Consider the following 14,854-nt stretch of genomic DNA (forward strand, 5'->3'; position numbering starts at 1 on the left):
GTCACGGGTTCAAACTCTGCACCACATATGCCCGGACTGTCTGTCGGCGTCCTTTCACTTCGAGGTCGCCGAGGGGGGTTGCGACCACGCCGCGCAGCGCGTCGTGGGTGGCGCCGCCGATGACGACCTGACCGGGCTCGGCGATCGTCTGCAGGCGCGCCGCGACGTTGACGGCGTCGCCCATCGCGTTGAAGCCGCGCAGCAGCTCGCTGCCGATGTTGCCGACGAGCGCCGGGCCGGTGTTGGCGCCGACCCGGAAGCGCGGCCAGCCGGGGTGCCCGGCGGCGATCACCCGCACCGCGTCCTGCATCTGCAGGGCCGCGCGGACCGCCCGCGTCTCGTGGTCGTCCTGCCGGGCGGGCGCGTTGAACAGCGCCAGCAGCGCGTCGCCGACGAACTGCACGATCGTGCCGCCGTTGTCGAGGATGCAGGGGACGGCGACCCCGTGGTACCGGTTGAGCATCTCGACGATCTCGCCCGGCTCGACCGCCTCGGAGAAGGTCGTGAAGCCGCGCAGGTCGGCGAAGAGCGCCGTGACGTCGACCAGCTGGCCGCCGAGCGCGGCCTGCCCCGGGTCGGCGAGCAGCGCGGCCGCGACGTCCGGCGACATGTACTGCCGGAAGAGCGTCGACAGCTCCCCGTACAGTCGCGCGTTCTCCAGCCCGATGGACAGCTGGTTGGCGAGGGTGGCGCGCAGCTCGGGGCGCCCGGTGGCGGGGATCCGCACCCCGCCGGCGACCTTGCCCTTGACCGTCAGCGGCAGCACGTCGGCGCCGGTCACGGCGGTGACGCCGCCGGAGACGAGGCCGACCTCGACGTCGCCGAAGGACGGGCGGACCGCGTCGACCGCAGAGCGCAGGAACTCGTCCTCGCCGGCGCCGACGCGGGCCTGCTCGCCGACGGTGACGAGCGCGCCGAGCCGGCCCGTCAGGTCGCGCTCGGCGAGCAGCGCGGCGGCGGCCCGGTCGAGCACCTCGGCCTGCTTCTCGGTGAGCCCGAAGCGCTCCGCCATCCGCGCCGCGAGCCGCTCCGGCCGGCCGCCCGCCTCGGACTCCTGCAGGGCGGTGACGAGCTCCTCGAGCGCCTCGGTGTACTGCGCCCGGATCCGGCGGGTGGTCTCGGCGGCCGCGATCCCGTCGAAGAGCCCCGCGGCGCTGCCTTCGCGCCGGTACTGCACGTAGGCGGAGTAGCCGACGAACAGGAACGCCACGGTGAGGATCAGGTGCCACTCCCACCACGACAACCGCCACTTGTCGGCCAGGGTCACCGCCAGCATCGCCTCGGCCAGCAGCACGAACGCGGTCACCACCGACAGCAGCACCACGCCGGGCGCGCGCCGGTACCGCAGGTAGAAGCGGACCGCGGCGACCAGATACAGCGCGACCGCCGCGTACGAGGCGACGACCATCGGCCCTTCGACGTCGCGCACCTGGGTCTGCCGGTTCAGCGGCGGCAGGTCCAGCACCGACACGACGATCCAGGCGAACAGGACGGCCGCCAGGAGCGGGCGCAGGGCCAGCTGCCACCGGGTGATGCCGGGCGGGAGACGTACCGACGACACCAACGCCAGCAGTGCACCGATGATCAGGCCGACCGCCATCGCCATGTCGAAGCCGGCGTTGGGGTGCGCGATGAGGACCTTCGGGGTGGCGAGCGCATGCGCGAACAGGAAGCCGGCGCCGGCCAGGAACACCAGCGAGACGAGGAACAGCCGCCCGTCCTGCCGGCGGTGCGCGGCGACGCTCATCGCGGCGCCCACCGCGACGTTGACCGCGGCGACCACGAGGACCAGCCAGAAGTGCGTGTCGTGGTGCTGCCAGATCAGGTCCGCCCCCGGACGGGTCAGCAGCAGCCACAGGCCCGCGAGGGGCAATGCCAGGTGGCTCGCCCAGACCACGACACGAGGCATCGAACGCACCCATTCTCTAGCTGGTCACTTTGGCGACATTGCAGCAGTTGCGTTGTGCGTCTTTGGACGCAGACACGGTACGCCAACCTCGGTCTCATATTCATCGAAGCACCTGACGGGTGCGATCAACTGTGGGAGTCACCGATGAGGTTCAAGGCACCGCTCGTCACGCTCGGCGCCGGACTTGTTGTCGCCGGCGTTCTGTACACGCTCAACGTCGACCTCAGCAACGATGTCGAGAAGAACCAGGCCGCGGCCTCGGCCAAGCAGACCGGGACCGTCGCCGCGCCGGCCTCTTCGCAACCGGCCGCCGACCCGCCTCCTTCGCAACCGGCGTCCAGCGCGCCGGTCGGCGACGGCAGCGGCAACGCCGGCCAGCAGGGCACCGTCACGTACGCCGGCGCGGTCGACGGCGGGGCCGCCTCGCTCGCGATCGTCGTCAACAACGGCAAGGCGATCGCCTACGTCTGCGACGGCAAGAAGGTCGAGGCGTGGCTCAACGGCACCATGGCCAACGGTCAGGTCGAGCTCACCGGCGCCAAGGGCAGCCTGAAGGGCACGTACGGCGGCGGCCAGGTCAAGGGCGACGTCACCGCCGGCACGAAGTCGTGGGGCTTCACCGTCAAGGTGGCCGCGGCGCCCTCGGGCCTGTACCGCTCCGCCGCGTCGCTGCGCGGCAAGCTCGACGCCAGCTGGGTCGTCCTGCCGGACGGCCGCCAGGTCGGCGTGCAGACGAAGAACGGCGAGACCAGCGAGGCGCCGCCGTTCGACGTGAACAGCAAGACCGCCACGGTCGACGGGACCAAGGTCCCGATCGAGGCGGGCAACCCCAACGCCAGCTCCGGTTACTGAGAGGAGAGCCGTCACCATGTCCCCGGATGAGACCCAGACCGCTCCGGTCGTCCAGCCCACCAACCCTCAGCCCACGAACAGGACGGCCGCGACCCTCATCGTGCCGGTGCTGGTCGCCTGTTTCGTCGCCGGCGCCCTCGGCGTCTACGGCAAGGTGCACGAGCCGACCGGCATCGCGGTGAACGTCGCGGGCTTCTCCAGCCCGCAGACGGTCAAGGTGTGGCTCGCGACGCTCGCCTTCGCGCTCGCGGTCGTGCAGCTCTTCACCGCGCTCGTCATGTACGGCAAGATCCCGCTGCCGAACGCGGGCTGGCTCGGCGGGCTGCACCGCTGGTCCGGCCGCCTGGCGTTCATCGCGTCGATCCCGGTCGCCCTGCACTGCCTGTACGCGCTGGGCTTCGCCGACTTCGACACCCGCACGCTCATGCACTCGCTGTTCGGCTGCTTCTTCTACGGCGTATTCGCCGCGAAGATGCTGCTCCTCGCCAAGAAGGGCGTGCCGAACTGGGCACTGCCGCTCTTCGGCGGGCTGGTCTTCACCGCACTCTCCGGCCTGTTCGTCACCTCCGCGCTGTGGTTCTTCACCACGTTCGGCGTCAAGATCTGAAAGGGAATCGAAGAACCATGAGCAACACGACTCGACGGACCCTGATCGCCGGCGCCGGTGCGGCCGGCCTCACCGCGGCCCTCGCGGGCTGCGCGGCCTACGGCGACACGGGCACCTCCTCGGACGGGGCGGCACCCGCCGCGACCGGCGGCGCGGACACCGCGGCGGCGGCCACCGGCAGCGGCGCGACCGGTGGGGGCGCGACCGGTGGGGGCGGTGGCTTCGCGAAGACCTCCGACATCCCCGTCGGCGGCGGCAAGATCTTCGAGGACCAGAAGATCGTGGTGACCCAGCCGACCGCCGGCCAGTTCAAGTGCTTCACCGCGGTGTGCACGCACGCCGGCTGCGTCGTGGGAGACGTGTCTGGCGGCACCATCAACTGCCCGTGCCACGGCAGCAAGTTCAAGGTCGCCGACGGTTCGGTCGCCAACGGGCCGGCCGGCAAGCCGCTCAAGGCCGTCGCCATCAAGGTCGACGGCGACTCCATCGCCAAGGCATAACTCCCACAGGGTCGGGTGCCCGGGATCCCTCGCGGATCCCGGGCACCCGGCTGTGTAACCCGTTGGTGGCCCGTCGGCGTTTATAGCGCTGATGGAACCGGACGAGCACGACTTCGAGGCCTTCTACCGGGCCCGGACGCCGGCGTTGCTGCGCACGGCGTACCTGCTGACCGGGGACCGGCACCTGGCCGAGGACCTGGTGCAGGACGCCCTCGCCCGCACCCACCGGGCGTGGCGGCGACTGCGCGACGGCGGCAACCCCGAGGCGTACGCCCGGCAGGTCATGTACCACCTGCAGGTCAGCCGGTGGCGGCGCAGGCGCGTCCCGGAGTCTCTGTTCGGTGACCTGCCCGAGCGCCGCGACGGGCGCGACCATGCCACGGACGCGACCAGCCGGCTGGCCTTGCGACTGGCACTGCGGCAGGCGCTGCTGACGCTGCCGGCCCGCCAGCGCGCGGCCGTGGTCCTGCGCTACTTCGAGGACCGCAGCGAGGCGGAGGCCGCCGAGCTGCTGGGGTGCCGGGTCGGCACCCTCAAGAGCCACCTCGCCCGCGGGCTGGCGGCGCTGCGCAGGGCACTGCCGGACGACCACGCCGGCACGGCGACGGAGGGGATGTTCCGATGAACCTGCACGATCGCCTGGACGACCTCGCCGGCGAGATGGCCGGCACCGACCTGGCCGGCCTGCGGCAGCGGGTGGACCGCACGTCGCGGCGGCTGCGGACGCGCCGGACGCTGGCCGCCTCGGCCGCCGGGGTGGCGGTGGCGGTGGCCCTGACCGGCGGCGCGGCCCTGCTGAAGGTCCGGCACGAGGACACCCGGCCGGACGTGGCGCCGGCCGTCTCGGCCACGCCGTCCCTGCCGTCGTCCCTGCCGCCGTCCCTGCCGCCGTCCGCGCCGTCCTCCTCGCCCTCCTCGGCGCCGCCGTCGCCCGCTGCCGCGATCCCGGGCGCGCTGTCCTTCCTCACCCTGAAGGCCGGCAAGGCGATCGAGCTTCACCGGTACGCCGGCGGAACCCCGCAGACGGTGAACTTCGGCACCGCGACCGGCGAGGACATGTACGCGACGCCGTCGCCCGACGGGACCCGGCTGGCGATCAACACGTCCCCGGACCGCGACCGGATCGCCCCGGGCGACCTGGTGGTCGCCACCAGCGGCGGCGCCCGTCACGTGGTGGCGAAGAACGTCCGGTGGGACGGCGGCAACACCGTCGTCTGGACGCCCGACGGCTCGGCGCTGGTCGCGGGCGGCGTCCGGTACGACGTGGCGACCGGCGCGGCCCACCCTCTCCCGGACCGGCCGCAGTACCTGGCGTACTCGCCGAGCGGCGTGACGACCGCCTACCTGTTCCAGGGCAACGACCTCAAGGTCTCGACCGAGGGCGCGGGCGCGACGCGGACGGTGCCGGTCACCGGGCTGGACGAGTGCGAGCGCACGGCGGGCTGCCCGACCTCGGTGCAGGCGGTCTCCGACAGCGGCCTGCTGGTGGCGCTGGGCAACGTCAACAGCGACCCGAGCCACGTGTACCGCACGGTGGTGGTCTACAACACGGTCAAGCGGATGCGCCTGCAGCTGGGCGCGTTCGAGCACGTCTGGTTCCGCCCGGACGGCGGCCTGGTCGTGGTGACCGCGACCGAGGTCAAGGTGCTCGACCAGGCGTTGAAGGTCACGCACACCTACCCGCTGCCGGCGCACGACCCGGCGGCGGTCATGTTCTACCGGGCCTGAGGAAGTCGAGCAGGGACTCGGTGAACGGCGGCCCGTCCGACCACAGGACGAGCGTGGGGCAGGCCGGCGGGGGCAGCGGGACGGCGTCGACGGCGACCAGCCGGTCGATCTTCGTCGGGTGCTCCGCCGCCAGCGCCGCCGCGACGTGGCCGCCGAGGTCCCAGCCGACGACGGCGAAGCTGTCGTGGCCGAGCGAGTGCATGAGCGCCAGGCTGTCCAGGACCATCTCGTGGACGAGCGCCGGCCAGTCCTCGTCGGTCGCCCGGGCCGACGCACCGTGGCCGCGCAGGTCCGGCCGGACCACGGTGTGGTGCGCAGCGAGGAGCGGGGCGAGCTCGTCCCAGACCTCCAGAGTGCCCGCGTGCCCGTGCAGGAGCAGCACCGGCGGGCCCGAGCCTTCGCGCCGGATTCGAAGGGTCACGTCCCAGAGGTCGACCCATTCATCGAACACCCTCATTTCATACCCAACTGTCGCGGGCCTCCGGTAGGGCCAACCACGGAAGAGGTAACCGACTTTCGTCAATATAAAGGAAAGTCTGTTGCTTTCGAACGAAAGACGTTACTGTCTGGCGCACATCGATGTCCTCCAGTCGGCGGGAGGCCATCGGGCAGTCCGCTCACAGGAGGTCCGGTGAAACACCCCCACCGCCGACGATGGACCGTCGGCACGTCAGCCCTCGCCCTGATCGCGTCGAGTCTCGTGGGTCTCGCGACGTTCGCGACCGTCGAGGCCGCCGCCCCCGCTCCCGCCGCCGCGGCACCGCCGCCCGCCAGCGACTTCGAGAAGGTCAAGCTCGACGGCGGGCTGACCATGGGCGAGCCGATCGAGCTGGCCGTCCTGCCCGACGGCAAGGTCATGTACATCAACCGGGGCACCACCGCCGCCGGCGGCCAGGTCCGGCTGTACAACCCCACCACCCAGTCCACGACCGTGGCGCTGACGCTCCAGCTGGACGCGCGCTTCGAGGACGGGCTGATCGGCATCACGCTGCACCCGCAGTTCGCCACCAACCGCTGGGTCTTCATCTTCTACTCGCCGAAGGTGACGCCGCTGGTCAACCGGATCTCCCGGTTCACCTTCAACCCCTCGACCAACGTCCTCGACCCCGCCAGCGAGGACATGATCATCGAGTGGCCGACCGAGCGGAACCTGTGCTGCCACTCGGCCGGGTCGATGACCTGGGACAGCAACAACAACCTCTACTTCGCGGTCGGTGACAACACCAACTCCGGCGGCGACTCGGCCGGCATGGCGCCGATCGACGAGCGGACCAACCGCGACCCGCAGTACGACGCCCAGCGCACCTCGGGCAACACCAACGACCTACGCGGGAAGATCAACCGGATCCACCCGGAGAGCAACGGCACCTACACGATCCCGGCCGGGAACCTCTTCGCGCAGAGCGCGCAGACCCGGGGCGAGATCTACATCATGGGCACGCGCAACCCGTACCGGATCTGGGTCGACACCAAGGCCAACAACACCCTCTACTGGGGTGAGGTCGGCCCTGACGCGGGTGCGACGGTCGCCAACCGCGGGCCGGCGGCGTTCGACGAGTTCAACCGGGCGAGCGGCCCCGGCAACTACGGCTGGCCCTACTGCGGCGGCCCGAACGTGGCCTACAACGACTGGGACTTCGCGGCCAACGCGCCGCGCGGCTGGTTCCCGTGCGGCGGCAGCACCGGGCCGGTCAACAACTCGCCCCGCAACACGGGCCTGCAGCAGCTGCCGGCGACCAAGCCGGCGCTGGTCTGGGAGCAGCACGGCGGCAGCGTGCAGTGGCCGCAGCTGGACAGCCCCGGCGGGTGCGGCTCGCCGAACCACACCGAGGTGTACCACTACGACCCCAACCTCAACTCGTCGGTGAAGTGGCCGCAGTACTACGACAACAAGTGGATCATCTCCGAGTACTGCCGCAACTGGGTCAAGATGGTCAACTTCGACAACAACAACCCGGCCACCGGCAACCCGGTCTCCGGCGGGATCGAGCCGGTCAACGCGGGCATGCCCTTCGTGCACCCGATCGACTGGCAGTTCGGCCCCGACGGTTCGATGTACATGCTGGAGTACGGCAGCGGCTACTTCTCCGGAGCCGCCGACGCCGGCCTGTACAAAATCAACTATGTCCAGGGTGGACGGTCGCCGGTCGCCAAGGCCACGGTCAACAAGGACAACGGGCTCGCGCCGCTCGCGGTGACCTTCTCCAGCGCCGGCTCCAGCGACCCTGACGGCGACGCCATCACGTACGCCTGGGACTTCGACAACAACGGCACGACGGACTCCACCGCGGCGAACCCGTCGTACACGTACACGACGAACGGCGCGAAGCAGGCACGGCTGACGGTGCGCGACCCGGCGGGCCACACCGGCACGACGCTCGTGCCGATCACCGTCGGCAACAACCGGCCGACCGTCACGATCTCCGGCGTCCCGGCGGGCGGCATGTTCGACTGGAATGACAACTTCACGGTCACGGCCTCGGCCACCGACCCGCAGGACGGCCCGATCGACTGCTCCAAGATCGTGATCGCGGTCGCGCTCGGCCACCAGGAGCACGCCCACGACGAGGGCTCCGGCACCGGCTGCTCCGCCACCTTCAACACCGGGCCGGTGCACGCCGGGCCCGACTCGGTGCTGTTCTTCGTCGTCCGCGCCACCTACACCGACAACGGCGCGGCCGGCTCGGTGCCGCTGACCGGCTCGTCGGAGTTCACCCTCTGGCCCAAGTACTGGCAGGCCGAGCACTACGTGTCGCTGTCCGGCCCGCAGGTCATCACGGCGGCCGCGGCCGACGGCGGCAAGCGGCTCGGCGACATCCAGTCCGGGGAGAGCGTCCGGCACCACGCGGTGTCGCTGAAGAACATCACGGGCGTCAAGGCGCGCGTCTCCTCCGGCGGTGGCGGCGGCACGGTCTCCTTCCGCTACGACTCCCCCACCGGCACCGAGGTCGCCCGCCTCACCGTGCCCAACACCGGCGGCTGGGAGACCTACGCCGAGGTCAGCGGGCCGGTGACGAAGCCGGACGACGGGACGCACGACCTGTACATCGTGTTCACCGGCGGCTCGGGGGCGATCCTCGACCTGGACAGCTACACCTTCACCGGCCCGGGCATCGGCACCCCGGGCGGCGCGCGGACCGGCACGCTGACGGCGCTGGGCAAGTGCGCCGACATCAACGCGAGCCAGACTGCCGACGGCACCAAGGTCCAGATCTACGACTGCAACGGCACCGGCGCGCAGCAGTGGACCGTCAACGCCAACGGCACCATCACCGGCCTGGCCGGCAAGTGCCTCGACGTGAAGGCCAGCGGCACCACGAACGGCACGCTGGTGCAGCTCTACACGTGCAACGGCACCGGGGCCCAGCAGTGGGTGATCGGCGCGAACAACTCGATCCGCAACCCCCAGGCGAACAAGTGCCTGGACATCCCCGGCTCGACCACCACCAACGGCACCCAGCTGCAGATCTACGACTGCAACGGCACGGGCGCCCAGACCTGGACCCACCCGTAACGTCCCGCTCTCAATGATCCGGAAGACCTTGTGCACCCCTGGGTACACAAGGTCTTCCGGATCACGGCTTTCCGGGGGTGTGCAGGGGGAGGGTGACGCGGAAGGCGGCGCCCTCGCCAGGGGCGGTGCGGAGGGTGACCTTGCCGCCGTGGGCGGTCACCAGGGCGCTGACGATCGACAGGCCCAGGCCGGAGCCGCCGAGCGCGCGGGTTCGGCTCGGGTCGGTGCGGTAGAAGCGTTCGAAGACGCGGTCGGCGTCCTCCTGCGTCATGCCGGGGCCGTTGTCGGCGACCTCGAGGACCGCGTCGCGGCCTTCCGTCCCGACGAACACGGTCACCTCGGTGCCGGCGGGGGTGTGCGTCAACGCGTTGGTGATGAGGTTCTGAAGCACCTGGCGCAGCCTGGTCTCGTCGCCGAGGACGACCGGCTCCTCCAGGTCCACGTCGTCGTCGCCACCGCCGAGGGTGCGCAGGCGCAGCTTGTGGTGGTGCGCGGTGACCCGGGCGTCGATCATCGCGTCGGTGGCCAGGGCCAGCAGGTCGACCGGCTTCTTCTCCAGCGGGCGCTGCTGGTCCATCCGGGCGAGCAGCAGCAGGTCGTCGACGAGCAGGCCCATGCGGGTGGCGTGGTGCTCGATCCGGCCGACGGTCTCGTCGGCGCCGCCCGACTGGCGGTGCAGCTCGGCGAAGCCGCGGATCGACGTCAGCGGGGTGCGCAGCTCGTGGCTGGCGTCGGCGACGAAGCGGCGCATGCGCTCCTCCGACGCGAGGGCCGCCTCCTCGCTGGCCCGCCGCTCCTCGAATGCGGTCTCGATCTGCCCGAGCATCGTGTTCAACGCCGTCGACAGGCCGCCGACCTCCGTTCTCGGATCCGCCTCTGGTACGCGTCGCGTCAGGTCACCCGCCGCGATCGCCTCCGCGGTCTGCTCGACCTCGACGAGGGGCCGCAGGCTGGACCGCACGAGCAGGTACGCGACCACCGCGAGCAGCAGCAGGACCCCGCCCCCGACGCCTACGGTGACCCAGATCTGCTGGGTGACCGTCGCGTCGATCTCGTCCTCGCTCAACGCGACCATGACGAACCCGTCGGGGCCCTTGGCGAAGAGGACGCGCCAGTCGTGGCCGGTGCCGTTGGTCGACGGCACCGTGAAGAACGGGCCGGGACCGCTCAGGTCGCTGATGTTGGCGGGCAGCTTGGGCTCGGCCTGCCCGTCGTCCACCGGCTCGAACTCCGACCTGGTGATGGTGCCGTCAGGGGCGATGCAGGCGGACCAGTAGCCACTGGGCAGTGCGGGACCTCGACGGCCGTTGGGACCCGTCGACGTTTTGGGCAGTCCCGCGGGGGTGCAGCCCCCGCCCGCCCGCGGCGCGGTTTCCCGCAGCTGGTTGCGCAGCTTGTCGTCCAGGTAGTTGCGGGTGCTGTAGACGCCGATGCCGCCGGTGATCGCCAGTGCGACCGTGAGGAGCGACAGCATCAGGGCGACGAGCTTGACGCGGAGCGGCCAGGCGTTCATGTCCGTGGCAGTCGGAGGGAGTAGCCGACGCCGCGCAGGGTCTGGAGCAGGCGGGGCTCCGAGGTGTCGATCTTCTTGCGCAGGTACGACACGTAGGACTCGACGACGCCGGCGTCGCCGCCGAAGTCGTACTGCCAGACGTGGTCGAGGATCTGGGCCTTGGACAGGACGCGGCCGGGGTTGGTCATGAAGTAGCGCAGCAGCTTGAACTCGGTCGGCGACAGCTGGACCTCCTGGCCCGCCTTGAACACCTCGTGGGTGTCCTCGTCGAGCTCGATGTCGGCGAAGGTCAGCCGGGACGACGCGGCCGCGGCGCCGCCGGCCGGGTCGGCGACGCGGCGCAGGACGGCCTGGATGCGGGCGAGGATCTCCGACAGGCTGAAGGGCTTGGTGACGTAGTCGTCGCCGCCCAGGGTCAGGCCTTTGATCTTGTCCTCGGTGGCGTCGCGGGCGGTGAGGAAGAGGACCGGCACGCGGGTGCCCTCGCCGCGCAGCTTGCGCAGCACCTCGAAGCCGTCGAGCTCGGGCATCATGACGTCGAGCAGGATCATGTCGGGGCGGAAGCGGCGGGCCTCCTCCATCGCCTGCCGGCCGCTGGTGGCGCTGGCCACGTCGTAGCCGTGATACTTCAGGCTCGCGGACAGCAGCTCGACGATGTCCGGCTCGTCGTCGACCACAAGCAGCCGCGTCATGATTCGCTCCCAGGTGCGTCAGTGTTCCCTTGTCACCGTCGACATTGCCGCCGCTTCCTGGCTGCCGGGTCCGGTTTCCCTGAAAACCAGCTGTGAACGCGCTGCATCGGCACCGAGGAGCAACGCGAGCAACACCGGGAACTCCAGGTACGCGTGGTACGAGGCGAATGCCGCGTACATCGCCCGGCCGGAGGCGTAGTCGACGGCGAAGAGCATGGCGAGGACGCCGCCGAGGCCCGCGCCGAGGGCCCAGGCGCGCGGGCCGCGCAGCCACGGCACCCGCCGCTCGAAGGCCCTGGCCGCGTCCGGCGCGTGCCGCGGCAGGAACCAGACCCAGACGAAGTAGTGCATGGTCTGCAGGAACGCGAACACGACGAGGAACCGCGCGCCGATGACCGTGTCGGCGCCGGGTGGGGCGCTGAGCGCGACGATCTTCGCGGGGTCGCCGGCGAACGAGGCCACCGCCGAGGCGGAGACGTCCCGCAGTGCGGCGTCGGCGACGCCGTACAGCAGCAGCGACGGCAGCACGAGCACCCAGCCCACCTGGATGCCCCGGAACCAGCGGCGGGTCGCGGGTGGCAGGGTCGCGGCCCACTCCCACAGGAAGAACAGCGGCACGACGTTGTGCAGGTGCGCGAGGACCACGAAGTGGTAGGCCGGCCAGGTCAGCGACACCGCGCCGGCGACCGCGAGGACCGCGCCGGACAGGCCGAGCAGCCAGCCGCGCAGCGCATGCGCGCACCCGGCGGCGAGGACGGCGTAGCCGATGAGGATCTCCGCGGTGCGGGCCGGCTGGCCGACGACGATCGCGGCGAGCCGGCAGAGCACGATCGCGGTGATCAGCCCGAGCAGCACGGCCAGGAACCGGCCGTTGAGCACCGGCGCGAACCGCCCGGTGACGTAGCGCAGCTCCAGGACGTTGTGCAGCACGCCGAACGCGATGAGGCCGAGCACGGTCGTGGCGAGCGGCGCGCCGAGGGCGACGGTGAGGGCGGCACCGGCGGCGACCAGGAACTGCAGCGTTACCTTCATGTGGTGATCCCGGCGCTGCTGCTGACCCTCGCCGTGGAGGTTCCGCTGTACGTGCTGGCGCTGACGGCGCTCCGCCTGGTGGCCTGGCGGAAGGCGGCGCTGCTCGGGGTCGCCGTGAACCTGTTGACGCACCCGGTGCTGTGGTGGTCGCTGGCGCCGCGCCCGTCCGCGGGTGCGCTGTGGGGCGCGGAGGCGGCGGTCGTGGTGGTCGAGGCGGCGGCGCTGTGGCTGGCGTGCCGCCGCGACCCGGCGCTGCTGCTGGTGACGAGTCTCGGGGCGAACGCCGCGTCGGTGCTCATCGGGCTGGTGTCCTAGGGCCGCTCTGGGCTGCTCTAGGACCGGGACCGGCGTAGGAGCCACACGACGAGCACGATGACGGCGGTCACCACCACGATCCCGCCGATCACGACCACGACCGCCACTCCGGTCGCGGACGGCTCCGGGTCCGGCGCGATGTCAGCGAGCACGATTTCCATGCCGCGCAGTGTCCCCCGTCGCGCCGGAGCCCGGAACTGGCTGTTACTCCCGAATCTGGTCCGCCGGTGGGATGTCGCTCGCCGGCGGCGGCTCGGCGGGCCGCCACCACTGCCACAGCAGGAACAGCAGGCCGAGCGCGAGCATGCCGAGCCCGATCCACAGGTTGATCCGCACGCCGGCGGCCTTGTCGATCTCGGCCTGCGAGTCGAACAGGCCGACGATGGTGACGATCACGCCGTACACGGTGAACAGGCCGCCGATGACGCGGCGGACGTCGAACAACCGGGCCGCCCTGGCGGTCTCCGCTTTCGTCGGCTGGTCGGACATGTGCAGCACCCCCCTACAGGAACGGCAGGTAGAACGCGAAGGCCAGGATCAGCGCACCGGCGCCGAGCAGGATCGGGGAGCGGTACCAGGCCCGGTCACCGGCGAGCTCGCCGGCGCTCAGGTCGTGGCTTCCGATGCCGTACACGAGGCCGCTGAGCTCCTCGTCGGTCTTCCGGGTGGTGAAGAGGGTGACGACGACGGAGACGATCGCGACGGTCACGAACGCGATGCCGGCGCCCCAGAACGACTCGTCGAGGTCGGAGCCGAACGTGAACCAGCCCCACCACTTGTAGCCGGCGTAGACGATGAACGCCGCGACCGTGCCGGTGAGCAGCCCCCAGAAGCCCGCCCACGCGGTCATCCGCTTCCAGAACATGCCGATGATGAACGCACCGAACAGCGGGGCGTTGAACAGCGAGAACAGGGCCTGGATGTAGTCCATGATGTTGCTGTAGCCGGAGGCGATGAACGCGGTGCCGATGCCGATGATGACGCCGACGACCGTGATCCAGCGGCCGATGCGCAGGTAGTAGCCGTCGGGCTTGTCCCGCTTCACGTACTCCTGCCAGATGTCGTACGTGAAGACGGTGTTGAACCCGGAGACGTTGGCGGCCATGCCCGCCATGAACGACGCGAGCAGGCCGGTGACCGCGATGCCGAGCACACCGTTCGGGAGGAACTCGCGCATCAGCAGGGGGATGGCGTTGTTGTACTGCAGGTCGCCCTGGTCGGCGCCGAGCCCTTTGACCGTGACGAGCGCGACCAGGCCCGGGATGACGGTGACGAACGGGATGAGGACCTTCGGGTAGGCCGCGATGATCGGCGTCCGGCGGGCGGCGCTCATGTTCCGCGCCGACAGGCCACGCTGGACCTCGGCGAAGTTCGTCGTCCAGTAGCCGAACGACAGCACGAACCCGAGCCCGAAGACGATGCCCCACCAGGGCGCGCCGAGCGGGTTGTCGCTGCCGCCGGTGCCGGCCCAGGTGTGCAGGCCGGCCTCGCCGAGCTTCGTGTCGCGGACCGCGTCGAACAGCCCGTTGATCCCGCCGACCTTCACCAGGCCGATGATCGCGATCGGCAGCAGCCCGGCGATGATCACGAAGAACTGGAGGACCTCGTTGTAGATCGCGCTGGAGAGACCGCCGAGGGTGATGTACGCCAGGACGATCGCGGCCCCGACCACGATCGCGGTCCATAGCGGCCAGCCGAGCAGCGCCTGCATGATCAGCGCGAGCGCGTACAGGTTGACGCCGGCGATGAGGACCTGGGCGAGCGCGAACGACAGCGCGTTGAGCAGGTGGGCGGGGCGGTTGAAGCGGCGCCGCATGTACTCGGGGACGCTGCGCACCTTGGAGCCGTAATAGAAGGGCATCATGACGATGCCGAGGAACACCATCGCCGGAACGGCGCCGACCCAGTAGTAGTGGACGGTCATCATCCCGTACTTGGCGCCGTTGGCGGCCATGCCCAGGATCTCCAGGGCACCCAGGTTGGCGGAGACGAACGCGAGACCGGTCACCCAGGCGGGCAGCGAACGCCCGGACAGGAAGAAGTCGGCGCTGTTCTTGATGGAGCGGCGGGCGGCGAGGCCCACGCCCAGGACGGTGATGAAGTAGAGCGACAGCAGGACGTAGTCCAGCGCGTCCATCTGTAGGCGGAGACCATCGGCGAGTGTTCGCACCCGTTCCTCCCCAGCGACGACG

Annotated in this window: 15 protein-coding genes; 7 read left to right on the forward strand and 8 right to left on the reverse strand. The window is 70.7% G+C overall.

From position 1 onward, the window contains the following. Position 1 precedes the first annotated feature (1 nt). A complete protein-coding gene (locus tag ABZ321_RS07535; protein WP_344501060.1) occupies positions 2-1,909 on the reverse strand; it encodes an adenylate/guanylate cyclase domain-containing protein in 1,908 nt (635 codons plus the stop codon). 144 nt (positions 1,910-2,053) lie between these two features. Here ABZ321_RS07535 and ABZ321_RS07540 point away from each other — a divergent pair, with 144 nt between their 5' ends. From ABZ321_RS07540 to ABZ321_RS07560, 5 genes are all read left to right on the forward strand, one after another. Further along, a complete protein-coding gene (locus ABZ321_RS07540; protein WP_344501058.1) occupies positions 2,054-2,761 on the forward strand; it encodes a hypothetical protein in 708 nt (235 codons plus the stop codon). Positions 2,762-2,777: 16 nt separating this feature from the next. Continuing rightward, positions 2,778-3,368, forward strand: a complete 591-nt coding sequence (locus ABZ321_RS07545) for a DUF6529 family protein (RefSeq protein WP_344501056.1) — start codon at positions 2,778-2,780, stop codon at positions 3,366-3,368. A 17-nt stretch (positions 3,369-3,385) separates the two neighbouring features. Further along, on the forward strand, positions 3,386-3,868 hold the full coding sequence (locus ABZ321_RS07550) for a Rieske (2Fe-2S) protein (RefSeq protein WP_344501054.1): 483 nt from the start codon (positions 3,386-3,388) through the stop codon (positions 3,866-3,868). A 91-nt stretch (positions 3,869-3,959) separates the two neighbouring features. After that, positions 3,960-4,493 carry a SigE family RNA polymerase sigma factor gene (locus ABZ321_RS07555; protein ID WP_344501052.1) on the forward strand — a complete coding sequence of 178 codons (534 nt, stop codon included), beginning with the start codon at positions 3,960-3,962 and terminating at the stop codon, positions 4,491-4,493. Further along, on the forward strand, positions 4,490-5,596 hold the full coding sequence (locus tag ABZ321_RS07560; RefSeq protein WP_354890014.1) for a hypothetical protein: 1,107 nt from the start codon (positions 4,490-4,492) through the stop codon (positions 5,594-5,596). The genes ABZ321_RS07555 and ABZ321_RS07560 overlap by 4 nt, the downstream gene beginning before the upstream one ends. Here the strand turns inward: ABZ321_RS07560 and ABZ321_RS07565 are convergent. Beyond that, entirely contained in the window at positions 5,577-6,047 is a 471-nt protein-coding gene (locus ABZ321_RS07565; RefSeq protein ID WP_354890016.1) for an alpha/beta fold hydrolase, read from the reverse strand. The two genes, ABZ321_RS07560 and ABZ321_RS07565, sit on opposite strands and share 20 nt — an antisense overlap. 180 nt (positions 6,048-6,227) lie before the next feature. Between ABZ321_RS07565 and ABZ321_RS07570 the strand changes: the two genes are divergently transcribed. Further along, complete coding sequence (locus tag ABZ321_RS07570; RefSeq protein WP_354890018.1) at positions 6,228-9,110, forward strand: carbohydrate-binding protein; 2,883 nt, start codon at positions 6,228-6,230, stop codon at positions 9,108-9,110. Positions 9,111-9,171: 61 nt separating this feature from the next. Here the strand turns inward: ABZ321_RS07570 and ABZ321_RS07575 are convergent, their stop codons facing one another. From ABZ321_RS07575 to ABZ321_RS07585, 3 genes are read right to left on the reverse strand one after another with little or no spacing between them, the layout of a single operon-like run. Continuing rightward, complete coding sequence (locus ABZ321_RS07575; protein WP_354890020.1) at positions 9,172-10,623, reverse strand: HAMP domain-containing sensor histidine kinase; 1,452 nt, start codon at positions 10,621-10,623, stop codon at positions 9,172-9,174. After that, positions 10,620-11,315: a response regulator transcription factor gene (locus ABZ321_RS07580; protein WP_344501042.1), complete on the reverse strand. Its 696-nt coding sequence runs from the start codon at positions 11,313-11,315 to the stop codon at positions 10,620-10,622. The genes ABZ321_RS07575 and ABZ321_RS07580 overlap by 4 nt, the downstream gene beginning before the upstream one ends. 18 nt (positions 11,316-11,333) lie before the next feature. After that, on the reverse strand, positions 11,334-12,347 hold the full coding sequence (locus ABZ321_RS07585; RefSeq protein ID WP_354890022.1) for a hypothetical protein: 1,014 nt from the start codon (positions 12,345-12,347) through the stop codon (positions 11,334-11,336). Positions 12,348-12,350: 3 nt separating this feature from the next. Here ABZ321_RS07585 and ABZ321_RS07590 point away from each other — a divergent pair, with 3 nt between their 5' ends. Further along, positions 12,351-12,662 (forward strand): hypothetical protein, encoded by a 312-nt coding sequence (locus tag ABZ321_RS07590; RefSeq protein WP_344501038.1) that lies wholly within the window; start codon positions 12,351-12,353, stop codon positions 12,660-12,662. Positions 12,663-12,679: 17 nt separating this feature from the next. On the opposite strand, the gene ABZ321_RS07595 is transcribed toward ABZ321_RS07590, so the two are convergent. From ABZ321_RS07595 to ABZ321_RS07605, 3 genes are read right to left on the reverse strand one after another with little or no spacing between them, the layout of a single operon-like run. After that, positions 12,680-12,823: a hypothetical protein gene (locus ABZ321_RS07595; RefSeq protein WP_344501036.1), complete on the reverse strand. Its 144-nt coding sequence runs from the start codon at positions 12,821-12,823 to the stop codon at positions 12,680-12,682. Positions 12,824-12,866: 43 nt separating this feature from the next. Next, complete coding sequence (locus ABZ321_RS07600; RefSeq protein WP_354890025.1) at positions 12,867-13,151, reverse strand: hypothetical protein; 285 nt, start codon at positions 13,149-13,151, stop codon at positions 12,867-12,869. A 13-nt stretch (positions 13,152-13,164) separates the two neighbouring features. Then, positions 13,165-14,799, reverse strand: a complete 1,635-nt coding sequence (locus tag ABZ321_RS07605) for a sodium:solute symporter family protein (RefSeq protein WP_354890214.1) — start codon at positions 14,797-14,799, stop codon at positions 13,165-13,167. Between the last annotated feature and the right edge of the window lie 55 nt (positions 14,800-14,854).

This window comes from Dactylosporangium sp. NPDC006015 (assembly GCF_040614215.1).
GTDB classification, from domain to species: Bacteria; Actinomycetota; Actinomycetes; order Mycobacteriales; family Micromonosporaceae; genus Dactylosporangium; species Dactylosporangium maewongense.